At 38.2% G+C, this 24,277-nt stretch carries 27 protein-coding genes; 5 read left to right on the forward strand and 22 right to left on the reverse strand.

The features are described 5' to 3' along the window. Positions 1-58: 58 nt before the first annotated feature. From lctO to typA, 8 genes are all read right to left on the reverse strand, one after another. Complete coding sequence (gene lctO / locus OCF95_RS08785) at positions 59-1,195, reverse strand: L-lactate oxidase (protein ID WP_000120723.1); 1,137 nt, start codon at positions 1,193-1,195, stop codon at positions 59-61. Positions 1,196-1,428: 233 nt separating this feature from the next. Continuing rightward, the gene (pyrE, locus tag OCF95_RS08790; protein ID WP_004256185.1) at positions 1,429-2,061 is read right to left on the reverse strand and encodes an orotate phosphoribosyltransferase; all 633 of its coding nucleotides are present in this window, start codon (positions 2,059-2,061) and stop codon (positions 1,429-1,431) included. 39 nt (positions 2,062-2,100) lie between these two features. Next, a complete protein-coding gene (pyrF, locus tag OCF95_RS08795) occupies positions 2,101-2,796 on the reverse strand; it encodes an orotidine-5'-phosphate decarboxylase (RefSeq protein WP_261077821.1) in 696 nt (231 codons plus the stop codon). Positions 2,797-3,028: 232 nt separating this feature from the next. Further along, entirely contained in the window at positions 3,029-4,276 is a 1,248-nt protein-coding gene (locus OCF95_RS08800; protein WP_261014307.1) for a cell division protein FtsQ/DivIB, read from the reverse strand. Between the two features lie 9 nt (positions 4,277-4,285). Next, positions 4,286-5,344, reverse strand: a complete 1,059-nt coding sequence (locus OCF95_RS08805) for a UDP-N-acetylglucosamine--N-acetylmuramyl-(pentapeptide) pyrophosphoryl-undecaprenol N-acetylglucosamine transferase (protein ID WP_125416997.1) — start codon at positions 5,342-5,344, stop codon at positions 4,286-4,288. A 1-nt stretch (position 5,345) separates the two neighbouring features. Continuing rightward, a complete protein-coding gene (gene murD / locus OCF95_RS08810; protein ID WP_261105249.1) occupies positions 5,346-6,698 on the reverse strand; it encodes a UDP-N-acetylmuramoyl-L-alanine--D-glutamate ligase in 1,353 nt (450 codons plus the stop codon). Positions 6,699-6,812: 114 nt separating this feature from the next. After that, the gene (locus OCF95_RS08815; protein WP_049547063.1) at positions 6,813-7,067 is read right to left on the reverse strand and encodes a DUF3165 family protein; all 255 of its coding nucleotides are present in this window, start codon (positions 7,065-7,067) and stop codon (positions 6,813-6,815) included. A 19-nt stretch (positions 7,068-7,086) separates the two neighbouring features. Continuing rightward, a complete protein-coding gene (gene typA, locus OCF95_RS08820; RefSeq protein ID WP_000164111.1) occupies positions 7,087-8,928 on the reverse strand; it encodes a translational GTPase TypA in 1,842 nt (613 codons plus the stop codon). 161 nt (positions 8,929-9,089) lie between these two features. Here typA and OCF95_RS08825 point away from each other — a divergent pair, with 161 nt between their 5' ends. Beyond that, the gene (locus tag OCF95_RS08825; RefSeq protein ID WP_001235011.1) at positions 9,090-9,815 is read left to right on the forward strand and encodes a 16S rRNA pseudouridine(516) synthase; all 726 of its coding nucleotides are present in this window, start codon (positions 9,090-9,092) and stop codon (positions 9,813-9,815) included. A gap of 42 nt (positions 9,816-9,857) precedes the next feature. On the opposite strand, the gene OCF95_RS08830 is transcribed toward OCF95_RS08825, so the two are convergent. The 5 genes from OCF95_RS08830 to OCF95_RS08850 all read right to left on the reverse strand — a co-directional run bounded on the left by OCF95_RS08830 (position 9,858) and on the right by OCF95_RS08850 (position 12,372). Beyond that, positions 9,858-10,085: a DUF4190 domain-containing protein gene (locus tag OCF95_RS08830; protein ID WP_261105250.1), complete on the reverse strand. Its 228-nt coding sequence runs from the start codon at positions 10,083-10,085 to the stop codon at positions 9,858-9,860. A gap of 71 nt (positions 10,086-10,156) precedes the next feature. Next, complete coding sequence (locus tag OCF95_RS08835) at positions 10,157-10,537, reverse strand: rhodanese-like domain-containing protein (protein ID WP_261014317.1); 381 nt, start codon at positions 10,535-10,537, stop codon at positions 10,157-10,159. Continuing rightward, a complete protein-coding gene (locus tag OCF95_RS08840) occupies positions 10,537-10,767 on the reverse strand; it encodes a YqgQ family protein (RefSeq protein WP_261105252.1) in 231 nt (76 codons plus the stop codon). Before OCF95_RS08840 ends, OCF95_RS08835 begins: the two co-directional genes overlap by 1 nt. An 86-nt stretch (positions 10,768-10,853) precedes the next feature. Beyond that, entirely contained in the window at positions 10,854-11,450 is a 597-nt protein-coding gene (locus tag OCF95_RS08845) for a response regulator transcription factor (protein WP_261105254.1), read from the reverse strand. Next, on the reverse strand, positions 11,431-12,372 hold the full coding sequence (locus tag OCF95_RS08850; protein ID WP_261105266.1) for a sensor histidine kinase: 942 nt from the start codon (positions 12,370-12,372) through the stop codon (positions 11,431-11,433). The genes OCF95_RS08845 and OCF95_RS08850 overlap by 20 nt, the downstream gene beginning before the upstream one ends. A gap of 321 nt (positions 12,373-12,693) precedes the next feature. Between OCF95_RS08850 and OCF95_RS08855 the strand changes: the two genes are divergently transcribed. After that, entirely contained in the window at positions 12,694-12,846 is a 153-nt protein-coding gene (locus OCF95_RS08855; protein WP_238395603.1) for a hypothetical protein, read from the forward strand. A 239-nt stretch (positions 12,847-13,085) separates the two neighbouring features. On the opposite strand, the gene OCF95_RS08860 is transcribed toward OCF95_RS08855, so the two are convergent. From OCF95_RS08860 to OCF95_RS08870, 3 genes are all read right to left on the reverse strand, one after another. Next, the gene (locus OCF95_RS08860) at positions 13,086-15,101 is read right to left on the reverse strand and encodes an FtsX-like permease family protein (RefSeq protein WP_261105255.1); all 2,016 of its coding nucleotides are present in this window, start codon (positions 15,099-15,101) and stop codon (positions 13,086-13,088) included. A 12-nt stretch (positions 15,102-15,113) separates the two neighbouring features. Further along, positions 15,114-15,848: an ABC transporter ATP-binding protein gene (locus tag OCF95_RS08865; RefSeq protein ID WP_261105267.1), complete on the reverse strand. Its 735-nt coding sequence runs from the start codon at positions 15,846-15,848 to the stop codon at positions 15,114-15,116. Positions 15,849-16,168: 320 nt separating this feature from the next. After that, positions 16,169-16,294 carry a salivaricin M family lantibiotic gene (locus OCF95_RS08870; protein ID WP_315899058.1) on the reverse strand — a complete coding sequence of 42 codons (126 nt, stop codon included), beginning with the start codon at positions 16,292-16,294 and terminating at the stop codon, positions 16,169-16,171. A 549-nt stretch (positions 16,295-16,843) separates the two neighbouring features. Between OCF95_RS08870 and OCF95_RS08880 the strand changes: the two genes are divergently transcribed. Then, the gene (locus tag OCF95_RS08880) at positions 16,844-17,752 is read left to right on the forward strand and encodes a LysR family transcriptional regulator (protein ID WP_125454748.1); all 909 of its coding nucleotides are present in this window, start codon (positions 16,844-16,846) and stop codon (positions 17,750-17,752) included. Between the two features lie 105 nt (positions 17,753-17,857). Here OCF95_RS08880 and OCF95_RS08885 read toward each other — a convergent pair whose 3' ends face one another. Next, complete coding sequence (locus OCF95_RS08885) at positions 17,858-19,054, reverse strand: hypothetical protein (protein WP_261105256.1); 1,197 nt, start codon at positions 19,052-19,054, stop codon at positions 17,858-17,860. Positions 19,055-19,086: 32 nt separating this feature from the next. Then, entirely contained in the window at positions 19,087-19,566 is a 480-nt protein-coding gene (locus tag OCF95_RS09940; RefSeq protein ID WP_033686609.1) for a helix-turn-helix domain-containing protein, read from the reverse strand. Positions 19,567-19,940: 374 nt separating this feature from the next. Here OCF95_RS09940 and OCF95_RS08895 point away from each other — a divergent pair, with 374 nt between their 5' ends. Then, positions 19,941-20,561: a hypothetical protein gene (locus OCF95_RS08895; RefSeq protein ID WP_024056543.1), complete on the forward strand. Its 621-nt coding sequence runs from the start codon at positions 19,941-19,943 to the stop codon at positions 20,559-20,561. A 25-nt stretch (positions 20,562-20,586) separates the two neighbouring features. Here OCF95_RS08895 and OCF95_RS08900 read toward each other — a convergent pair whose 3' ends face one another. The 4 genes from OCF95_RS08900 to OCF95_RS08915 all read right to left on the reverse strand — a co-directional run bounded on the left by OCF95_RS08900 (position 20,587) and on the right by OCF95_RS08915 (position 22,972). Further along, positions 20,587-21,084: an Ltp family lipoprotein gene (locus OCF95_RS08900; protein WP_191962383.1), complete on the reverse strand. Its 498-nt coding sequence runs from the start codon at positions 21,082-21,084 to the stop codon at positions 20,587-20,589. Continuing rightward, the gene (locus OCF95_RS08905) at positions 21,054-21,302 is read right to left on the reverse strand and encodes a hypothetical protein (protein ID WP_150922285.1); all 249 of its coding nucleotides are present in this window, start codon (positions 21,300-21,302) and stop codon (positions 21,054-21,056) included. Before OCF95_RS08905 ends, OCF95_RS08900 begins: the two co-directional genes overlap by 31 nt. 73 nt (positions 21,303-21,375) lie before the next feature. Then, positions 21,376-21,966: a hypothetical protein gene (locus OCF95_RS08910; RefSeq protein ID WP_261078449.1), complete on the reverse strand. Its 591-nt coding sequence runs from the start codon at positions 21,964-21,966 to the stop codon at positions 21,376-21,378. A gap of 31 nt (positions 21,967-21,997) precedes the next feature. Further along, the gene (locus OCF95_RS08915) at positions 21,998-22,972 is read right to left on the reverse strand and encodes a PspC-like choline-binding domain-containing protein (protein ID WP_247939081.1); all 975 of its coding nucleotides are present in this window, start codon (positions 22,970-22,972) and stop codon (positions 21,998-22,000) included. Positions 22,973-23,358: 386 nt separating this feature from the next. Here OCF95_RS08915 and OCF95_RS08920 point away from each other — a divergent pair, with 386 nt between their 5' ends. Further along, positions 23,359-24,264: a helix-turn-helix domain-containing protein gene (locus OCF95_RS08920; protein WP_024057893.1), complete on the forward strand. Its 906-nt coding sequence runs from the start codon at positions 23,359-23,361 to the stop codon at positions 24,262-24,264. The last annotated feature ends 13 nt before the right edge of the window (positions 24,265-24,277 follow it).

A 24,277-nucleotide genomic window follows, 5' to 3' on the forward strand; every position in this document is an offset into this window, starting at 1 on the left:
TTTATTCTTCCTATAGACGAAGAAAAACCTCCACATCAAGTGGAGGTAATCTCTTTTATCAATACAATTTTAAGTCGCGTGGGTCAACTGGGAAGGTTGGGTTGTATGGGTTATGACGAAGTTTAAAGTGTTTAACATCTTCAATAGTCTGAGTTCCAGACAATTGCATAACTGTCTTCAATTCCGCATTCAAGTGTTCAAAGACTTGACGCACACCAACACTACCGCCGAGAGCCAAGCCATAGATAACCGGGCGACCAATAGCTACCAAGTCTGCTCCTGAAGCCAAGGCTTTAAAGACGTGTTGACCACGACGAATACCTGAGTCAAAGACGATTGGTACGCGTTTATCAACTGCTTCTGCTACTTCTTGAAGTGAGTCAAAGGCAGCTGGTCCACCGTCGATTTGGCGACCACCATGGTTGGTTACCCAGATACCAGAAGCACCTGCAGCAAGCGAACGTTCAACGTCCTCACGGCATTGTGGTCCCTTGACATAAACAGGAAGTCCTGAGTATTCAGCGATAAATTCTACGTCACGTGGAGACAAGCGTTGTTTAGCTGATTTGTAAACAAAGTCCATTGATTTTCCAGCACCTTCTGGTAGATATTCCTCAACAATAGGCATGCCAACTGGGAAGACAAAACCATTACGCTTATCGACCTCACGATTGCCCCCTACAGTTGCATCTGCCGTCAAGACAATCGCTTTATAACCTTCAGCCTTCACACGGTCCATGATATGGCGGTTGATTCCATCATCTTTACTAAAGTAAAATTGGAACCAATGAGGTGTCCCTTGAAGGGCTTCCGTAATTTCTGGAAGATCTACAGTAGAGTAAGAGCTAGTTGTGTAAAGAGAACCAAACTCATGCACACCACGCGCAGTCGCCACTTCACCTTGTTCATTTGCCAATTTATGAGCTGCAACAGGCGCCATAATGATTGGTGAAGACAATTTTTCACCTGCAAATTCAATCTCTGTACTTGGATTTTCTACATTGCAAAGCGTATGCGGAACGATGAGTTTGTGGTTAAAGGCACGAATATTCTCACGCAAAGTGAAAGTATCTTCCGCCCCACTAGCGATATAGCCAAATGCTGCTTTAGGGATAACTTGTTGCGCCATTGGTTCCAAATCATAGGTATTGATGAAATCTACATGACCTTCTGCATTGCTTGTTTTGTATGACATAAAATGCCCTCCTTAATAAGTAAGCGTTTACTTTGTATATTACAAAAATATCATAACTCTTTTTTCAAAATTTTTCAAATATTTTGTTTGGAAATTTCATACTTTCAATCATTTTACAGCGATAATTAAAAATGATGAACTTTCTTAAGTTATGGAAATTCAAATAATCTTTTCATTTTCTATTCTAAAAAACAAAATCAGGTAATCCTAGTGACTACCTGATTTTTTATGTCTTAAGCATTTTGCCAATTTTCTTGGTCTTCTTTAAATCGTTTTAGAAGGTCGAGGCCTTCTGGTGTGATATAGCCTTCTTCTTGGGCTAGATGGATGAGTTCACTGTAGTTAGAAAGCGTCACAAGTTTGACACCTGCATCTGCAAAGTTTTTGTCTGCTTTTGGCAATTGGTAACTGAAAATTGCTACTACACCAAGCACATCTGCTCCTTCTCGCTTTGCTGCTGCTACTGCTTCAAGAACAGAACCACCTGTTGAAATAAGATCTTCAACCACTACCATTTTTTGACCCTGAGCTACGCGGCCTTCGATTTGGTTACCAGCTCCGTGGTCTTTTGGTTTACTACGGATATAGGCAAATGGCAAGTTCATCTTATCAGCAATGATAGCTCCGTGTGGAATCCCTGCTGTTGCAGTTCCTGCAATGACTTCTACCTCTGGAAAGGCTTCTTTAATAGCTTCCACAAAGCCATTTTCAATTAAGGTACGAGTTTCTGGATAGGCTAGTGTCACACGATTATCAGTGTAAATCGGTGACCTGATACCAGATGCCCAAGTGAAAGGCTCCTCTGGTTTAAGGTAAACAGCTTGAATTTTCAAGAGGTGGCTAGCGATATCTTTAGCAAGTGTCATGGTCTTCTCCTTTTGTTTTTCTAATCTATTTCTTTAATTCTAGTCTTGGTTCCATTCCTCTTTGATTGCATGATAAGCTGCAACAGGATCCTCAGCTTGGGTAATGGGACGTCCCACTACGATATAGTCACTGCCTATTTGATAGGCATCTGCTGGCGTCATGACGCGTTTTTGATCTCCTACTGCAGCTCCCTGTGGACGAATGCCTGGTGTCAGACAGATAAAATCTGGTTTGGTAGCCTGCTTGATGACTTGCACTTCCTGAGCCGAGCAAACAACACCATCTAATCCCGCTTCAGCCGTCTTCTTGGCATAGTGGATCACAGACTCTTGCAGGCTGGTTTGGATATTTTGAAACTCCTGCATCTGAGCTTCTGATGTTGATGTGAGCTGAGTGACAGCGATCAATTTTGCTTGACTTCCAAGACCTTCACGCGCCGCCTTCATCATCTCTACACCCCCAGACGCATGAACATTGGTCATATCCACACCAAGCTGAGACAAGACCTTCATAGCTGATTTGACTGTATTGGGAATGTCATGAAGTTTGAGATCAAGAAAGACGCTGTGACCCAGACCTTTCAAGTAAGACACAATCTCAGGACCCGCTGCATAATAGAGCTCCATCCCTACCTTGAGATAAAGGCTTTCTTCTACTGGGAAATGAGCTAAAAATTCCTTGACCGCCTCAAAACTAGGAAAATCAAGAGCAATGACTGGACGATGTTCTCGCATAGGTTTCTCCTTCTACCTTTGCTAGTGAGAGAGTCTGGCCAACAGAAGCCACGAAAAAAGGAACCTGCCAACAGCAAGGTTCCACGAAAAATGGGTAGTCTCCACCCTTTCACCGTCTAACCTTAGCTGCCTCTCTGGACTGCTTTAAAGGTTTTTTACTATTCTATTATTTCTACTAACACTTGTCAAGTAAAAACATGGCAACTAAAGAGCTATAGGAGAATAGGTAAACCTAGCGACGCGATGAACGCTGACTTGTTTGGTTTCGATTGCTTTCTTCCTCCAATTTTTTCTTCTCTTCTTCCAATTTATTCTGCTGTTCTTCTAGCCTTTTCTTCTCTTCCTCTTTTTGTTTCTTCTCAGCTTCCTTAGCCTCTTGTTTGGCTTTTTCCTCAGCCTCCATGATTAATTTATCCGCCACAGTGTAGCTGTAAATTCCAGCTTCCATGTCAATCACACTCGGTTCTGACAATTGTGGCTTAATCTTACTGTAATATGGCAGTTTCTTACTCATTTCAGATAGAGGAACCAAAACTTCGTCCGAATCATTCATAGTCAATCGAATTAAATCAGAAGTCACCTTGCTTGGGGCTAGTTCCACCTTTTGGATAGAAGATTTGAGTTCGGGGCTAATTTGAGAAAGTTCTGAGGTAAAGGTCTTGATTTGTTCGCTGTTATTAAAGAGAACTGATATATAAGTTTCTGGCAGACTGACCAAACTCACCGAACTGGTCTCAAGCTGACCGCTTGAAAGGATTGGATAATGACTTTCTCCAGAAACATAATAGGCAACAATATCATATTCCTTGACCTTGATTGTAAACTTGGTTGGAAATTGATAGACAAGCTGAGCTGATTCAACCCAATAGTTAGACTTGATCTGCTCTTCATATTTTGCCTTGTCTAGCAGAAGGTTAATCGTATAATCCGAATCCTGAATGCCTGAAGCCTGTCGAATATCATCATCTGTAGTTTGCACGGTTCCCTCAACACGAATATCCTTCATGGTCGCATAAGGACTGAGCAAGTAAGCAGAGACAACCAATAAAAGCAGACTGAGAAACAAAATCGAGATAGCCCGCCAGATATGAACTCCTGGAATTTTCGGTTTAACCGTTTTTTCCTTTACAGGCTTTTTCTCTACTTTTTTAGCCTGTTTCTTTGGTTCTTTGGATTTTGGTTCTTTGGACTCTGGTTCTTCTTTTTTGACGTCTTCTGACTTTTCTACTTTTTCTTCAGACTCTTCCTTAGCTGATTCTGGGTCTTTTGGTTCAGGTTCACTATCTTGATCCTCAGTTTCATCTGACTTTTCAGATTTGGAAGCCATTCGAGCTTTTCTTTCCTTTTCCTTCTCCTCAGCTAGGGCTGCCTCTTCTTCAGCCTTCTTTTTTAGGTATTCTTGGTTTCGTTTCTGCCATTCTGATAACTCTTTAAATTCTTCGAGGATTTCTTTGCCCTCATTTTTCTTATCTTTTGACATTTACTTTCCTTATGATAAATCTTTTTTCAATAATTCATAAAAATCTGCTAGAGATTTCAATTCCTTAGAAGCCTTCATCTTAGCTTGGTAGTCTTCCTTGTGGCTTAGTAAGTGAGAAAGCTTCTCTTCTAAACTGTCCAAGGTCAAATCGCTTTCTTGAAGCTCTTCTGCATAGCCTTTTTTTACAAAGTAAGCTGCATTTTCAATCTGGTCTCCACGACTAGCTTCACGACCAAGTGGCACAATAACATGTAATTTTGCCATGGCCAAGAGCTCAAAAATCGTATTGGCACCACCACGTGTCACAACAATATCAGCCAATTCCATCAAGGGTTGATAGAGACTGGTCACATAGTCAACACGAAAAAGATTTTGGCTCAACTCGTTCAGGCTAGAATCTCCAGTTAGATTGATAATATTGTAGCGTTCTGTCAGTTCTTTCTTATGGTCTGTCACCAATTGGTTAAAGACACGAGCGCCTGCAGAACCACCGACAAACAATACAGTTGGCAATTTAGGATTAAAGTGGGTTTGAATATCTACCAATTCATCTGGTTCTGGATTTTTTTGATCTGAAACCTTGGTCACCGCTCCCACATGCTCGACCTTAGACAAACTTGAAGCTTGCTCAAAGGTTGAATACATCTTCGTCGCAAATTTATAGGCGATTTTATTGGCCAAGCCCATGGACAAGTCAGATTCGTGAATAAAGACAGGCACTCCTGAAACACGCGCAGCGATAACAGGTGGCACAGAGACAAAGCCTCCCTTTGAAAAAAGTGCTTGTGGACGAAGTCGCAACATGATAAAGAGCGATTGGACAATTCCCCAACCAACTTTGAAGACGTCCAGCATATTTTGCCAAGAGAAATAACGACGCAATTTTCCAGTCGCAATGGAATGAAAGGTGACATCTAAACCCGACTTGAGGATTTCTTGGTGTTCGATACCACGCTTGTCCCCGATATAGTGGACTTCCCAGCCATCTTCGATGAACTTGGGCATCAACAAAAGGTTGAGGGTCACGTGTCCAACCGTCCCCCCACCTGTAAAGACAATTTTTTTCATATTATTCCTTTAACTCCGCTACTGTGTCGATAAAGAGGTCGCCACGTACTTCAAAGTTAGCATACATATCCCAGCTGGCATTGGCAGGACTGAGAAGAACCACATCTCCTTGAGTCGCAAGCTCGTAAGCCTTGCGGGTCGCATCTGCAATGTCAGTCGCATCCACATAAGCCACACCAGCCTTGTCTGCTGCCCGTTTGACACGTTCTGCAGACTGACCGAGGATGACCATCTTCTTGAGTCCAGTAATGTCTGGAACCAATTCGTCAAACTCATTGCCACGGTCCAAACCACCTGCAATCAAGATGACCTTGCTGTTGTCAAATCCTGACAAGGCTTTTTGAGTAGCCAAGATATTGGTTGACTTACTGTCGTTATAAAATTTAATACCCTTGATTTCATCCACAAATTGGAGACGGTGTTTGACACCACCAAAGGCTGAAAGAGTTTCTTTGATGGTTTGGTTATCAACACCACGAAGCTTGGCTACAGCAATCGTCGCAAGGGCATTTTCCACATTGTGACTACCTGGAACTCCGATTTCATTCGCTGCCATGACCACTTCCCCACGGAAGTAGAGTTGGCCATCTTCCAGATAAGCTCCATCAACCTTTTCAAATGTTGAGAATGGTACAACTGTAGCTTGTGTTTTAGTAGCTAATTCTTTTGCCAAGTCTTGGTTAAAGTTCAAGACAAGGAAATCAGCCGCTGTCATCTTATTCTGGATATTCCACTTGGCTGCTACATATCCCTCAAAAGAACCATGATAATCGATATGAGTTGGCATGAGGTTGGTAATAACTGCAATCTCAGGATGGAATTCTTTAACGCCCATGAGTTGGAAAGAAGAAAGTTCCATAACAAGAGTGTCCTTGTCTGACGCAGTTTGAGCCACTTGACTAGCTGGATAGCCGATATTCCCTGATAAAAGACCATGTTGACCAGCAGCAGTCAAAACTTCCCCAATCATGGTCGTTGTGGTTGTTTTTCCATTTGAACCTGTGATACCGATAATTGGCGCTTCTGAAATCAAGTAAGCCAATTCCACCTCAGTCAAGACTGGAATTCCCTTTGCCAAAGCCTTCTCAATCATGGGATTACTGTAGGGAATGCCTGGATTTTTAACCATAAGGGCGAACTCTTCATCCAAGAGTTCCAAAGGATGGCCACCTGTGACAACCTTGATCCCTTCTTCCAGCAAACTTTGCGCAGCTGGATTGTCCTCGAAAGGTTTTCCGTCATTTACTGTCACAATGGCACCTAGCTTGTCCAACAAACGAGCTGCAGATTCACCAGACTTAGCCAAACCTAAAACAAGGACTTTCTTATTTTTAAATTGATCTATTACTTTCATGTCTCGAACTCCATTTCTACTCTTACTATTTTACCATTTTTATGGAAATAATTCTAAACGAAAATGCTCAGATTCAGCATTCTAACAAACAAAAAGAGAGCCAAAGCTCTCTTTTTATCTTCTTTTGTTTTTACTAACCGACATGAGGGTAATATCTCGCAAGCTAAAGTATGCTAGGAAGAGCATGGCGATTGCGATAAAGAATTCTGTCGGTAGCTGAAAGATTTGCAGAACAGACAGCATCAGCAAAATCAAGAGTGCTACGAAAGCAAAGACGACAAGGACGATATTAACTGTCCCTTTAATGCTTTGTGGTGTCGCAAATACATAGAGTAGTAATAAGAGGAGTCCTATGATTAAATAAACCATCTTTATCTCTTTCTAGCTCTTATTCAGCTGATTTTTTCTTCTTGTTAGCTTTCTCACGCTCTGCCTTGTTAAGGATTTGTTTACGCAAACGGATAGACTCAGGCGTTACTTCCATGTACTCATCGTCGTTCAAGAACTCAAGAGACTCTTCAAGAGTCAAGATACGAGGTGTCTTGATAACAGCTGTTTGGTCCTTAGTAGCTGAACGGACGTTGGTCATTTGTTTCGCCTTAGTGATGTTAACTGTCAAGTCGTTCTCACGAGAGTTTTCACCGATGATCATTCCTTCATAAACCTCAGTACCTGGGTTGACAAAGATCGTACCACGTTCTTCGATAGACATGATTGAGTAAGTTGTAGCCTTACCAGCATCGATAGAAACAAGGGCACCACGGTGACGTCCACCAATTTCCCCTGGAATCAATGGTAAGTATTGATCGAAGGTATGGTTCATGATACCGTAACCACGAGTCATTGACAAGAACTCAGTTGAGTATCCAATCAAACCACGCGCTGGAACAAGGAAGACCAAACGAGTTTGACCATTACCAGTTGAAATCATATCCAACATTTCACCCTTACGTTCAGAAAGGCTTTGGATAACAGACCCTTGGTATTCTTCTGGAGTGTCGATTTGAACACGTTCAAATGGCTCACATTTAACACCGTCGATTTCTTTTACGATAACCTCTGGACGAGATACTTGAAGTTCATAGCCCTCACGACGCATTGTTTCGATAAGGATTGACAAGTGCAATTCTCCACGTCCTGAAACAGTCCATTTATCTGGTGAATCAGTTGGGTCAACACGAAGGGAAACGTCTGTTTGCAATTCTGCCTGCAAGCGTTCTTCCACCTTACGAGAAGTTACCCATTTACCTTCTTTACCAGCAAATGGTGAGTTGTTGACCAAGAAAGTCATTTGAAGAGTTGGTTCATCGATGTGTAGGATTGGAAGAGCTTCAACTGCGTCTGTTGGAGTGATGGTTTCACCGACAAAGATATCTTCCATACCTGAAACGGCAATCAAATCACCTGCTTTGGCTTCTTGGATTTCACGACGTTCCAAACCAAAGAAACCGAAGAGTTTTGTAACACGGAAGTTTTTAGTTGTGCCATCTAGTTTAGAAAGAGTAACTTGGTCCCCAACCTTAACAGTACCACGGAAGACACGACCGATACCGATACGTCCAACGAAGTCATTGTAGTCCAAAAGTGATACTTGGAACTGCAAAGGCTCATCTGAGTTATCTACTGGAGCTGGGATATGGTCAATAATCGTGTCAAAGATTGGTGCCATAGTAGCTTCTTGGTCAGCTGGGTCATCTGACAATGAAGAAGTTCCGTTGATTGCTGAAGCATACACTACTGGGAAATCAAGCTGGTCATCATCTGCACCAAGCTCGATGAAAAGCTCCAAGACTTCGTCCACTACTTCAGCTGGGCGAGCTGATGGTTTGTCGATTTTGTTAACAACCACGATTGGGACAAGGTCTTGTTCCAAGGCTTTTTTCAATACAAAACGAGTCTGTGGCATTGTTCCTTCGTAGGCATCTACGACCAAAACAACACCGTCAACCATTTTCATGATACGCTCAACTTCTCCACCGAAGTCCGCGTGTCCTGGTGTGTCCATGATATTGATACGAGTTCCGTTATAGGCAACGGCTGTATTTTTAGCAAGGATGGTAATTCCACGCTCTTTTTCGATATCGTTTGAGTCCATAGCACGCTCAGCCAATTCAGTACGTGCATCAAGCGTTTCTGATTGTTTCAATAATTCGTCAACAAGGGTTGTTTTACCGTGGTCAACGTGGGCGATAATCGCAATGTTACGGATATCTTCTCTTAATTTTGTCATGATTTCCTCTATAATATTCAAAATTTATTTTCTAACTGAACGATTATACCATAATTTCAGGTAAATAACATAACTCAAGCAAGTGTAAATGTTTTCACTGTGCTTTTCTTTTCACGTCAAGCCTTTTCAAAGCAAGCGACTTATGATAAGATAGGCACAGTATGCGTTTAGATAATTTATTAGCCCAAGAAAAAATCAGCCGAAAAGCCATGAAACAAGCCTTACTCAAAGGGGAAATTCTAGTCGATGGTTGCCCAGCCCGCTCCCTAGCTCAAAATATCGATACAGGGCTACAAGAACTCCTTTTTCAGGGTCGAATCATTCAAGGCTATGAACACACCTATCTTATGCTTCATAAACCTACTGGTGTCGTTACAGCCAATAAAGACAGGGAACTTCCAACCGTCATGGACCTCCTTCCGCCTGACATCCAGTCTGACATGCTCTATGCCGTCGGCCGACTGGACCGAGATACGACAGGACTCCTCCTCTTGACTGATAACGGTCCTTTGGGCTTTCAGCTCCTCCATCCCCAATATCATGTCGATAAAACTTATCAGGTTGAGGTTAATGGACTTCTGACACCTGACCATATCCAAGCCTTTCAAAAGGGAATTGTCTTTTTAGATGGCACTGTCTGTAAACCTGCAAGACTAGAGATTCTATCTGCAAGTCCTTCCCTCAGTCAAGCTTCTATCACCATTTCAGAAGGAAAATTTCATCAGGTTAAGAAAATGTTTCTCTCGGTTGGTGTCAAGGTGACCTCACTCAAACGAATTCAGTTCGGTGAGTTTACATTAGACCCAGAACTAGCAGAAGGTCAATACCGTCCCTTGAACCAAGAGGAATTGAAAATCATTAAAAACTACTTAGAGAAAAGTGGATAAAACAAAAAAGCTTTCAAATAAAGCTTTTTTGTTTTACACTACTTAATTCATAAAAAGAATCAATCCTAAAACCCAATTAATTACAGAAACCACAAGTCCTACAATGTTGAGAATTTTTTCTGTTTTATAGTCTAGTCCAGATTCTTTTTGGTATGAAATAGCCAAGACCAATCCTACGATACCCAAAACAATACCTACAATTGGAAATAGCAAACCGAGCACAATAGATAGGATACCTAAAACAAGAGAGTGTTTTTTCTTTTCTTGCATTTTTTAAAAACTCCTTAAAATGATTATTAATTTAGTATATGAGACCGACTATATCAACTTTTTACAGAATATTAACTAGTCTTCACTTTCCCTTTCCAAGAATCCAAACCATAAGAAAGGATATAAATCTCAGTAAAACCTTGTTTTTTCAAGTAAAGGGCAGCATTTGTAACTCGTTGCGCACGTTGGTTTTCGTAAAGAAGGACAGGTTTATCCTTACGAAGAGCTGCAAGACTAGTTTTCAACTGACTTGAAGGAATATTGCGTGCACCAAGGATATGTTTTCTGTGGAATTCTGCTGGGTCGCGCAAATCAATCAATTGACCCGTACGAATCAAGGATTCAAACTCCTCATTGTCCACAATTTTAGCCGCACGGCGAATACGAAGATAGTTAAAGCCCATCCATGCCAACATTGCTAGTATAAGTGCCCACAAAATCCAAGTAACCATTAGTTCTTTTCTCCATTTTTCTCAATATAATCCAATTCTACCTTGTGCTCTCTGCGAAGAACCGCTTCTGCTTCTAGATAGTCTAATTTGTCCATCAACCCTGCATCGTAAATTCGAGAGAGCTCCAACTTCATCAGTTCAATATCATATAAGCGTTTTCCCATATAAACAATAATACCAAATCGTTTGAGGAATTGCTGCACATCATAGAATGTTTTCATAAGATTCATTCTAGCAAAATTTTATGTTTTTTTCAAGAAGAGACTCACACGAGAAGTATCACAGAAATTAAAAAAGCTACATCTTCTGCAGCTTTCTAATCTGGTGGAAAATAACCCAACTGCTCAGCGATATGAATCGCCTCCTGCCTGTTAGTCACTCCCAATTTTGAAAAGATATTAGCCAAGTGATTGGAAACTGTACGTTTACTCACATAGACCTTGTCACAGACATCATCAATGGTCAAGCCATTTCTAACCAGTTCTAGTATCTCGATTTCTCGTGGTGTTAGCACCTCTACCATCACTTCATCTGAAAAGATCTTACCTCCTAGATAAATCTTTTCCAGTTTTTTCACCAACTCATCTGGGTCCATACTTTTATCTAGAAATCCATAAGCCCCCATAGCTTTAGCTCGGTGTTCATACATCTTTTTGCTGTATCCCGTCAAAATCACAACCTTACTAGAACAACCATTGTCAATAATCTCTTGTGCCAAGGTCAGCCCATCAGCTTGATACAGACTCGTCAGGTTGATGTCAATCAAAATAATGTCGTAGTCATTAAAAACAATCTCCGAAATAGACGAAAAATTATCCACTAACTGGACCTTTTTAATGTTTTCCGATAACTCTAAAATCATCTTGATACTTTGGCTAAATAATTTATGATCATCAATTAACAAAATTTTCATAACACAACTCCTTATCAATCGGGAGAGTAATTTCTACACGAAATCTCTTATTATTTTCAAAAATCTGCATTTGACCACCTAAAACACTAATTTTATTAGACATATTTTTCAAGCCATAACCTAAGGATTTTTCTGTTGGAAGGCAGTCATTTTCAGAAATGATAAAAATAGCGTCATCATGCACATCAATCTTCAAAGAAATCGTTCCACCACTAGCGTACTTAACAGCATTGGTCGCCAATTCCTCAACCAGACGATAGGCAATTTTATCGTAAGGAGATAAAAGCCTAAAGTGGGCAGGAAACTGTGTGACGACTTCATTTTCTGCGTGATAGCGCTTGACAATCCGATTAATCAGCCCTTGATACTGGATGTCTAACTGCTCGTCTGTTTCTACCATTGGCTGATAATAATCCATCCGCTCGCGAATCCGCTGAACCAACTCCTCTGTCACCAGATTGATCTGTTCACCAAAAGCTTGATTGCTACTATATTTATTGAAATTTTTTATTGCCATCACATTTTGCAGGATTTCATTGTGAAGAAATTCGGAGAACTGTTGTTCTGTGTCTTCATTTGCCAGCAGACTTTTCACCATACGATTACGCTTTAAAAAGAGAACTTTTACATAATCCCTAGCATCTAACATTTCAGCAGAACGAAAAAGGCGAATCAATTCTTCCGAACAAATCCCGAACAATAGTAACATGATATTCAAGACCAAAAAGCTCGTGTTTAAATCGAGACGAAAGATGATGAAAATGCCTACTAACAAAAACATAACCAGTAAAAACAAGCGTGAAAAAGCTTTTATATAGGACAATTTCAACTCTGATACCCTTTTTTGAAGAGAGCTGACAATCGTTTTGAAGTGTAAAAAAGCTAAGATACCAAGAATTTCTAGATACCAGACTAGGTTCATCACTCCTGAGCCCCTCGTATTGATATACAAAAAGAAATAAGAAAGAGGCAATATTAAAGCTAATATCCACAAATTTCGTCTCTGATACTTGAGTTTACTTTTCAACTCTTTATGATATAAAATCATTAAAATCAAGGGAACAAGGTTTAAAAAGAAAGACGCAAACAAGGACAGAAATAGAAAAATTGAAGGACTTAACAGATACGAACTAATGGTGATTAGTGTCAACACAAAGGACACACTCAACAGTTCTTCTCCGATTTTCTCTCCCAGAAAGATAATAGACAGAGAACTATACACCAATAAAAAAGAGTTGAGCGGATGAAGAATATCAAAAAAGTGCAACAGGGTGCTCGCAACTCCTTGATTAAATATGGATTGCCAGCTAATGAGAAACATCATCAGGAGCAACCAGAGTTTCAACTCACTATACCGAAAGGTCACAATATTACAAATATAGCTAAATACAATTAAAGCAATAATCAGCAATAAAACCATCTGCAAGGAAAAATCTGTCGAAAAGTCCAGAGGGATCCTATAATAAATATAAATCATTAAAGCTAGATGATTAAAAATCGTCAACCACCACAATAAAAGTGAGTTTTTCGAGAGCGATTTGACAAACTGTTTCATATGTATCTACTTCCTGAACTACTTTAATATTATTATAACACAATACCAGAATTGCAGGATAGGCAACTCTGGTATTTGACTTAATTTTCAATAATTTGCCAACTTACTCTGTAAGTCACTAGCAGGTAAAGGACAAAGAGTAAAACCGCTACTCCCAGATAGGTGATATCAATAGAAATGCTGGTATTAGCGAAATTCTCAAAATAGCCCAAAAGAGCGGTACTCAAGGCAAATGCTAGCGGACCTGCGACGACCAGCGGAACCAAGAAATAACTTAGAATCTGTTGCAAAAGAATAAAGCGATTTTTCTTTCTCTTGTTCCCAAGAAGGTATAAGATTTGATAATCATTTACACTATCCAAAGCACTTGTAGAAGTTTGAAGAGACAAGATACTGAGGGAAATAATGATAAAAATAACACTGACAAAAATCATGACAAAGACAATGACACCCATAAATCCAAGATAAACCTCAAAAATACTTCCTTTCGTTTGATAGGTGAACGAATTCAACTCTGCTCCATCACGAGTGAAGTAGTATTTTTCAATCCACTGACTCAAGAATGTTTCTACTTCCCGTTTGTCAATGTTTTCTTTGAAATTGGCAACATAGGTCGTGTGATCTTCCGTCAATCCAACTACTACCTTATCTGGTACAATCAAGGTTCCTGCGTCATTTAGACCTACTGAAGATAAAAAGTAAACTGTTTCAAGTGGCTTCGAAGAGGCAAGGTTGAGAGAATGACCGTTAATCATGAGGGTTTTGGTCATTGATAGAAAGTCCTGGATCTGCTTAGCAGTTCCTTTATAGTTGGCATTGACCAGAAATTGGTTATCTGCCAAGTCAACCGCTTTTTCCCCTTGCAGTTTGCGGAGATGATTGTAGGCAGAAATTCCTAAAATCGGTACTTTTGATTCAGGAAGTTTCTTATCATGCTCCCAGAGATTGCTGGTATCAATCAAATCTTTATAGATTACATCACTAGAATAGCTAGGATAGCTGTACTCTTCTTTGATAAAATTAAAGTCAAAGCCATCGGCTTTCAATCTGTCTTTGACAGATTCCTGAGAAAATTGAAACTCTTTACCACGGTAGAGATTGACAGTTACATCATAAGGTGAGTATTTATTCAGCTCTCGGTTCATAGTCGTATAGGCACTACCACTAAAAACGAGTAAGCTGAGAGCCAGTGTCAAGGTCAAGGATAAGACAGCCAACGTGACCGAATTACTATCAGCTTGTTTTGAAAATTGACGGATTTTAAAAGTGTTTAGTTTGTTATAGTAGGTTTGAGGCAGTTTTCTAAGAGATACCAAGATAAAATGGCTCAAGGTATTGTAAAATAAAATCACAAAAATCACGAAGACAGATAGCAGCAAGATACCCCAGCTTTTCAAGAATGATAGATGATGATAGTCTGAAAAATAGAGAGCACCAAAACCGATAACAGCTGTCGAAAGAATAAAGAGAAGTGCTTGAAGAACTGGCTTGTCTTTTGCCAATACAGATTTTTTGACCCCATTTTCTTGAATAAGTGCAATGATATTTTGCTTTCTAAAGGCAAGAATGTCCATGACACCAACAATGAAACTAGTCACTAGGTAGGAATAAACTAGCAAGATGACTGACTTGCTATCAAAAAAAAGCAGACTACCAAAGTAATTGGCCATAAAAAACTCAGATGCAACCTTAGATAGAATGACCAGTAAAATCAATCCAAGCAAGAAACCTAGAATCAAGGAAAAGATATTGACCAGCATGGTTTCAAAGAACAGGGTACGGATAATCTGCTTCTTCTTCATTCCCAGCGTTGCATAAAGTCCCAGCTCTTTCTTACGCCGTCCCAGCACAAAATTTGTGGAGTAAACGATAAGAAAGGCAATCGCCGATAGAATCAGATAGGAAAGCAAGCCCATGTACTGGCTCATCACCTTCGTCAGCATTTCCTTTGCCCCTGATAAACTCTGCATCACTGGATGGCTTGGTAAAGCATTAAAAGCATAGAGCAAGCTATAAATCAAGGTTAGACTGAAAAAATAGATGGTATAGGTCTGTAAATTTCGAAATACATTTCGTAAAATTAATTTTGGATACATACTCTCTCCTTCCTATCTGGTACGACTATAAATCTCTTGCAAATACTGTTCATTAGATAAGCTGTTACGTTCCAAATCATCCATAATCTTTCCATCACTGAGTAGCACCATCCGTGAAGAGTACTTGGCTGCGGCAGGGGCATGCGTAACCAGTAAAATGGTAATACCAAAACTTTTATTGATTTCCTGCAAAAGTGCCATCAGTTTTTCAGAATTAGCAGAATCCAAGGCTCCCGTCGGCTCATCTGCGATAATCAGTTTAGAATCATCAATCAAGGCTCTAGCAGTTGCCACACGTTGTCGCTGGCCACCTGATAACTGATTAGGAAACTTATCTTTTAAGTTTTGAATGGCCAACTTATCCAAAATTTCCTCAATTTTATCCTGATATTTTTTGATATTTTTCCCCTGAATCTGGAGAGGTAGGACGATATTTTCATAAACTGTCAAGGTTTCCACCAAGTTGTATGCTTGGAAAATATAGGAAATGTTTTTAGCACGATAGTCAGCTAGTTCATTTTCCTTGGCATGGATGATATCAAAATCTTCAAATCGAATCTCACCTGATGTTGGTTTATCAATCGTTGAAATACAGTTGAGGAGTGTTGTTTTTCCACTACCACTGGCACCCATAATTGCCAAAAATTCACCTTTTTCAACGGACAAGTTCACATCTGATAAAGCATGAACGATATTATCCCCTTGACCAAATGTTTTCGTTAATGCTGTCACGATAAGTTGTTTCATCATTTCATTCCTCCGTTTCTTTATTACACTCTCATTATACGGTTTCTTTCAAGGTTTGCCATGAGTATTTTGTGCAATATATTCAAGTTATAAAAAACCGATGCCTTTTTCAGGTATCGGTCGATGTTGATTATTTGCGATCGTTTCTTTTTTTCATCAAGTAAACAATCCCTATGACAACAACTCCTAAGACCAGTACAGGTGCATAGAAGTATAGTGTTCCAATAATTGCTTCCATTTTATCCTCCTGTCAAAAAATAGAGGTAGTTTTATCCACAGAGCACGTTTGGCGAAGTACATTCATAAGAATATGTAAACCACTAACCACAGCGACCTTGTACTGTTAATCTAACAGTCGTACGTCGCCCAGCAGTAGATTTACCATTTAACTCTTGGCTATTAATTTCATAATCCAAAGAATCAATCTCAAAATAGTCTTGTTTCATTTGTATTTCTCCCCGTAAATATAACACCAAATCAAAATGTTGTCAATGTTTTGTAATAAAACACTATAATTTTCCTTTTGTTTTAGCTAACAACGAACATTATTTGTCGTACACTCATAGGAACAGGCGAAACACAATCCACAGCGACCTGCTAGTGTCATTTTAAAAGCTATGTACCACTAGCTCCTGATTTCCCGGAAAGTTCTTGGTTTTCAACCTCGAAACTTATAGAATCAATCTCTGGACGACTTGTATTTTTAGTAATAAGGTTGCCTCCTTCCTTCTTTTAGATGATCATCTTTATAATAACTAATATAAACTCTAGTACTGGATAAGTAATGAGTAAATCGTGCAAGTTTCTTATTTTCGAGTAAAATTTTTATATTTCCCAATTAAAAACAGCTAAACAATATCTTGCTCAGCTACTTTTTTACCCTATTTAAGTTATTTAGAATTTTCTTCTTAGTTACTTTACAAGAGACTCACACAATGCCTCTGATTTTCCTATCTTCTTTGGCGATTCTAACGCAAGTGTGGTACAATAAAAACATGAGAATTCAACAATTACATTATATTATCAAAATCGTCGAAACTGGCTCCATGAATGAGGCAGCCAAGCAGCTCTTTATCACCCAACCTAGTCTTTCCAATGCTGTGAGAGATTTGGAAAATGAAATGGGCATTGAAATCTTTATCCGCAATCCCAAGGGGATCACCTTGACCCGTGATGGGATGGAATTTCTCTCCTATGCCCGTCAGGTTGTCGAGCAAACTCAGCTTCTGGAAGAACGCTATAAAAACCCTGTAGCCCACCGCGAACTCTTTAGCGTTTCTTCCCAGCACTATGCTTTTGTGGTCAACGCCTTTGTATCGCTACTCAAGAAAAGTGATATGGAAAAATACGAGCTCTTCCTTCGTGAAACGCGGACTTGGGAAATTATCGACGACGTCAAGAATTTCCGTAGTGAGGTCGGTGTCCTATTTTTGAACAGCTACAACCGGGATGTTTTAACAAAAATGCTGGATGACAACCATCTGCTGGCTCACCATCTCTTTACCGCCCAACCGCATATCTTTGTCAGCAAGACCAATCCTCTGGCAAAAAAAGACAAGGTCAAACTAGAAGACTTGGAGAACTTCCCTTATCTCAGCTATGACCAAGGGACGCACAACTCCTTCTACTTTTCAGAGGAAATCCTTTCCCAAGAGCACCACAAGAAATCCATCGTAGTCAGCGACCGTGCCACTCTCTTTAACCTCTTGATTGGTTTGGACGGTTATACCATTGCGACAGGAATTTTGAACAGCAACCTCAACGGAGACAATATCGTTTCTATCCCACTGGATATTGATGACCCAATTGAGCTGGTCTATATCCAGCATGAAAAAACCAGCCTATCCAAGATGGGCGAACGCTTTATCGACTATCTCCTAGAAGAAGTCCAGTTTGATAGTTGAGAATCACTCTAAATCGAATAACCTAAAAACCTCAAGAACTAGTTTTCAACCCTAGTTTTTGAGGTTTTTTTCTCTAATAGTAAATCAAGAGGATTTTATAAAATCTTATTTTTTAAACCAAAATATAGACAGGATTACAACAAGGAAAAGTCCAGCTCCTGCAACAATGGCAAACACTGGAATGTTTTCAAATAGTTTTTGTTCCGACTTTATATCCTCACTACTATCTTTACTTGGTTCCACATCTGTATCGCCTTGTTTCGCTACTTCTTGTTCTGCTTTTTTCTCAATTTTCTTAGGACCATAAGTTGGATTTACAAAAGTTACTAGCTTGGAAGGTTTAGAATAGTCTTCCTCCCCTTCTTTTACTACCCACAATACATTATATAAAGTTCGCCCTTCTAGTACCATACCATGTTCGAGTCTATGACCAGAAGGCAAACCTCCACCTAAACCGACACTAAAAGCAAACTCTTGATCCTCCTGATTATCTTTTAAGACAATAAATCCGTTCTCACTCACTTTTTTAAGACGGGATAATTTCCCTCTAATATCTCCATCTTTAAAAGTTCCAGTATAGCTACCATCATCTCCTAAAATAAGTGATGAAGCTCTACCAGGTTTAGTACCATTATTTGGCTCTTTATTAATCCAAATACCTACTAGCTCAGATGGCAAAGGAATTTCATCTCCAATTTTGGCATCGACAAGGGACTTGGGCATGGGAGGATTAGGATCCATATTATCTCCAATGATTGGAAGATTTAGAGAAGTATATTCAATAGTTGAGGTATCTATTTTTATTTTAGAATCAAGGTTTAATTCATCTAAGTCACCTTCTCCTGCTCTAAATTCACCTTTTTTAATTAACGTTGGCTCCTTATTTTCTTTAGAAAGTTGGAACAATCTATATGATACAATTCCTGGAACACTTTCAAAAACAATAATACTTCCATCTGTGTAGGTATTAATAACTGTCCCCATTCTATGACTTGTATCCCAAAATCTATCAAATAAGGGAGTTGGAGTATTACCATTCATATAATAGACTTCAAATAATTCCCATTTTTCCCTATTTTTCAGTCCGATTAATAACTCCTCCGTCCCATTTTTATCAATATCCATCAAAGCGTAACCAAGTCTATTAGCATTATTTTCAAATAGATGTTTACTCTCCCACTTCTCGGTAATTTGTGGCAATAGTTGATTGTAGTCAGTACTGTCAGCTTGGGCTGAATTCACAAGTGAAAATAAGCTGTAAAACAAACCCAAACAGGTAATTATTTTTATAATTTTCTTCATATTATTTCTAATTTTAATTTCACCTATATAAATTAATAAATATTATTTTGATGGTAATGATTATGTGTGTGATAATGATTTTCTTGAACACGTAAATTTCTCAAATAATCAACTGCTTCTTCTGTATTTCTACGGATTCCGTCTAACTGCTGTAATTGTAACGTTTGAACATAATTGTTATATCTTAATGCTTGAAGCATTTTCTTTGTATCAATATATTGTTCCCTTTGTAACTGTAGCATTTCTTTCTGATAGTTCAACTGTAATTCTTTATATTTTGTATCATCATATAAATTTACTAGTTCTTTCATATTATCAGCTTTGAAATTTTCTAAAGCTCCTATGACAATTAACAATTTAGCAAAGTTTTCAAGTGATATTCCTTTGTCTCCTTTTTCAAATTGACTTAGGAACTGTGGTGATACAATATCTGAGGCAGCTTCCTTTAGGCTGAGCCCTCGTGCTTCACGCAGGTACTTAAATGTAGCTCCAAATGGGTATAGATTTTCCATAAATAATCTCCTTACATACTTCTAAAACTATTAGACAAAAATTTAGAGAAAAAAATGGAGAAAGAAAACTATAGTTACAAAATACTAGAATTCTATGCTATTTTTTATTTTTATGAACAAGATTGAAACTATAGTTTAAATAGCGAAAAATTTAAATATCTATTATGGTATGATAAGGTAAAGAATAGCTAAAAAGGAAGCTTGTTATACTAGTATAACAAGGATTGACTTACCACTCAATCCTATTCTATCAGCTATCAAAGGAGAAAATGACATGAGAAGAACTTAAAGGATTGACACTAGAAAAATATCATATTTACTTTCATAGTTATCATAAAATTTTTGAAACATAGAAATATATAAGGAGTTTTGTTATGAGAAACAGAAATGGATTGTTGTTATTAGGTGCACTACTTGCTAGCGCTAGTTTAGCAGCTTGTTCATCATCTATGGATACAAAAGGAAAAGGTATCGTTCAGTTAATGAACGACAATCAAGAGAGAGTTTTCTATAGTGTGATCGATTCTAATGATGATGCATTACCTGGAAAAGATGAAAGAATAAACTACGTCTATATCACAAAAGGAGGAAAACTGAACGGGTACGAAATAGGCGGAGGGACTGTTGGTGCAGCCGTAGAGCTTCATATGGATGAAGTTGTAGGCAAAAACATCAATGAAGTTAGAAAATTAGCTGAAGAAAGATCAAAAAGAAGTTTTGAAATCGATAAAGTTAAAGCTAAGGCGATAACAGATGGATCAGGGAATAACACTACAAAAGAAGAGATAAAATTATATGTTAACGATGAAAATAAACCATCTTACCTTACTTACGTATCTCTAACTAGTGGACAAATTCGCGATAAATACTATGCCGGATATATTGCATACACTTCCAGCGTCGTTTCTTCTGGAGATTTACTCATTACCGAAGTTTCTAAAGGAAATGCAATAGGCTTTGATAAAGTAGATGGTGAAATTGTGAAAGAGAAATAATAAAAAAGAGGTCGCCACCTCTTTTTTATTTTTTCAAGTTGTCCATTGCATACTTGACCTCTTCATCCCTAAATTGTTCGCTTTGGAGTCCATCTCTGGTATCGGAAATTGCAAAGTCTGGTTCTGGCGCAGATTGTTTCAACTCTTTAGCTCTTTCTAGCGCGATTTCCTTCCAATCAATACCTGCATTTTCTACTGCGTATTTTGCCTCTTCAGGTGTAAAGCGATTTTCTCTTTGTAACTCACTCTCGGTGTTGAAACTTGATAAGTGGTTGTTTTTAGCATAGTCCTTAGCTTTTTCTATTGCAGCTTTTTTCCAATCAACATCTACATTATCAATAGCGTAGTTGACTTCTGGGTCATCAAATCCGTCTTCGTAGTCTAACTTTTCTTTAATAACTTTTCTTGAAACGAGAGGAGTTTTAGCATACTCTTTAGCTTTTTCCAATGCATTTTGCTTCCAATCAATACCCACGTTATTAAGTGCATATTTTATAGCCTCTTCAGAAAAGTCTTCTTCCAACAATTTTTTTCCATAGCATTGTAAGAAAGGTTAAGACTTTTATCATACGATTTAGCTTTGTCTAACGCTTCTTTTTTTTCTTTTTCTTTGTTTTTTTCAACTTGTGCAGTTTTAGTTTCTGTGTTTTCAGATTTTGAACCACAGGCAACTACAGTAGTCGCAAGAAAAACAATCAGCCCTACTAAACTAGCTAAAGTTATTAATTTTTTGAATTTCATTCATATTCTCCTTTTATACAATTTCCTAAGCCAGTAGCTTTTAAGGTACTGGCTTAGGCTGTGAATGTGTAGTCTATTTTACTCGGTTAAAGGTTTGATCTGGCTCTTGAAGATAGAGTTCCTTATCTTTTAACATATATTTTGTTTTTCCTAATTCTCTTCCTTTAGTGTCTGTGATTGTCAATACTTTCTTTTGTTTATCAATTTTCACTAATCTTTTTTCTTTGTCTCCGTCTGAATCTTCAGAGATGACGGTCCCAGAATTTCCTTTAATCACCATGACTAAATGATCACGTTTTGTTAAAATTTCATAAGTTCCATCTAATGGATCACTAGTTAATTTACGAACTCCAAAGAACAGAACAAGAAAGATAGCTAGGCTAATTCCGATAGATTGTAGAGGTTTTGTTTCAAATAATTTTTTAATTTTTTCAATCAAACCATCCATATCTAGATTTTCGATTTGTTTTCCAGCTTTATCTACAAAAATTGACGCCTCTTTTTTGAGTGCTTCTACTCTATCAGGCTTCTCTGTAACTACTTCATTAATTGATTCTTCCATTCTTTCCGTAGTCTCATCGACTTTTTCTACGGTCACTTCTTCAGTATCTTCGACTTTTTCTACGATTATCTCTTCGTTCATTTGGTTTTCATGTTTTTCCATTATTTTCTCTATTCTCCCAGTTCAAAAAAATTTATTTAACCCACTTACCTGAGCCATCTACTTTGTAGCCATCTGGGGTCCGTTCGTTGACTGCCATCTTACCATTTGACTTGAGATAGTAGTCACCTATCCATGTATTACGAGCATAGCTACCCTCAGATGTTAGGTAATAATAAGATTGATAGCTGCTATCATAGACCCATTCGCTCTTAGCCATTTTACCATTTGATTTGAGGTAATAGCTACCTACCCAAGTACTACGAGCATAGCTACCTTCAGATGTTAGGTAATAGTATGAACTATAGTTTTTATCGTAAATCCACTCACTCTTAGCCATGTAACCACCTGATTTGAGGTAGTAATTACCTGACCAAGCATTTTGAACAAAGTTACCTGAAGCATTTAGGTAGAAGTATGAATTGTACTGAACATCAAAAATCCATTGATTAACTACTTTAACTCCTGCTTTGTAGTAAGAAGAACCTGACCAGCCAGTCTGAGCTGAGCTAGAGTTAGTGGTTTGTTTTGGAGTTTCAGTTGCTGTTGATATCTCTACCTTTTTAATCGGAGAATATTCACCTCTAGAGATTCTAAAAACTTCTGAACGTCCGAAGTAACGTTTTCCAAAATCACCTGAACTGTAAATATCTAGATGGTAGTTCCCATCTTTTACTAAGAGTATATTAATTCCCTCTTTTATTCTATTACTTCCTCTAAATCTACCAAAAAAGGATGAAGAAGCAAGTGCACCGGTATCTTCATTAACTAGATCAAAATCAAGAGCTGTATTATCAGTAGTTGTAGAACTTCTTTGCAGGTCAACCAAAAGTGTATCTACTGTATAACTTCCATCTGTCTGTATCAAGGTGATTTTCAAGGGATTTTGAGTATCCTTGACACTCATATCTGTTAAAGCGTGAACCGCTGTCGGTTTAGAAGCTACATAACCTACTGATAATAAAGCACCGGCTAGTAAAGAAGAAGCCAACATTTTTCTGTTTTTCATAACAAAACTCCTTATATATTTTTATTTTTCTAAAAATTTTTGATAATTGTCTTATAACCTTAAAAGTAAATATAATTTTTTTCTAGTATCGAGCATTTAAGTTTTTCCCATATCATTTTCTCCTTTAATGACTGATAGAATAGGATTGAGTGATAAGTCAATCCTTGTTATACTAGTATAACAAGCCGTCTTTATTAGCTATTCTTTCCCCTATCATACCATAATAGATATTTAAATTTTTCGTCATTTAAACTATAGTTTCAATCTTGTTCATAAAAACAAAAAATAGCATAGAATTCTAATATTTTGTAACTATAGTTTTCTTTCTCCATTTTTTTCTCCAAATTTTTGTATAATAGTCTTAGAAGTATGTAAGGAGACTATTTATGGAAAACCTATATCCATTTGGAGCTACATTTAAGTACCTGCGCGAAGCACGAGGCCTCAGCCTAAAGGAAGCCGCCTCAGATATCGTATCGCCGCAGTTCCTAAGTCAATTTGAAAAAGGAGACAAAGGAATTTCACTTGAAAACTTTGCTAAACTGTTAATTGTTATCGGAGTTGAATGGAATGATTTTGTTCTCGCCTATGCAAATAAAGGTGGTGACTGTTTAGAATTACCAGCTATTGAATTTGGCAAGCATGTGGTCCATGAAGAAGATATCCTCACTTATATTGAAGAATACGAAAAATTATTTGATGTCTACCTAAAAGACAATCCACTGCAAGCAGATATGATTTTCAAATCTATTAAATTAAGACATTATCCAACCATATCAAAGAGTCCAGAAACTGTTGCCAGAATTCAAAACATTATCAATCATTTAATGAAATCTGATGTCTTTAATAGTATCGAACTTGAAATTTATCGCGTCATTGTCAATCATTGCCCGATAGAACTTATTGACCATATGACCAAACAATTACTACTTATGTACAAAGAAAGTGCTAATACCGACACCTACATCCGTATCTTAAATGCTCTTACTTTCTCTGCAAAATATTTCTCTGAACTGGGATACTATCAAAAGGCTGATGAGATTATTAAAAAAATTAAATCACTTCAGACCTTCGAACGAGGCTATCTAGCTATTCCACTCATGTTCCTAGAAGTTGAACATGTTTACAATCAATTTAGATGGAATAAACCTGAGGCTATTCCCCTAGCCAAAAATCTTTTTAATTATCTTCAAAGCGCAAAATTTATTGATCAGCAGTACTACTCTAATTTTATCAACGCCTTCACCTATCATTGCCATGCATTAAATAAGACTGGTATTGATTTATTCTAATCGTCAAAAAAGT

It is taken from the genome of Streptococcus mitis (genome assembly GCF_946188615.1).
Classification (GTDB): domain Bacteria; phylum Bacillota; class Bacilli; order Lactobacillales; family Streptococcaceae; genus Streptococcus; species Streptococcus mitis_BZ.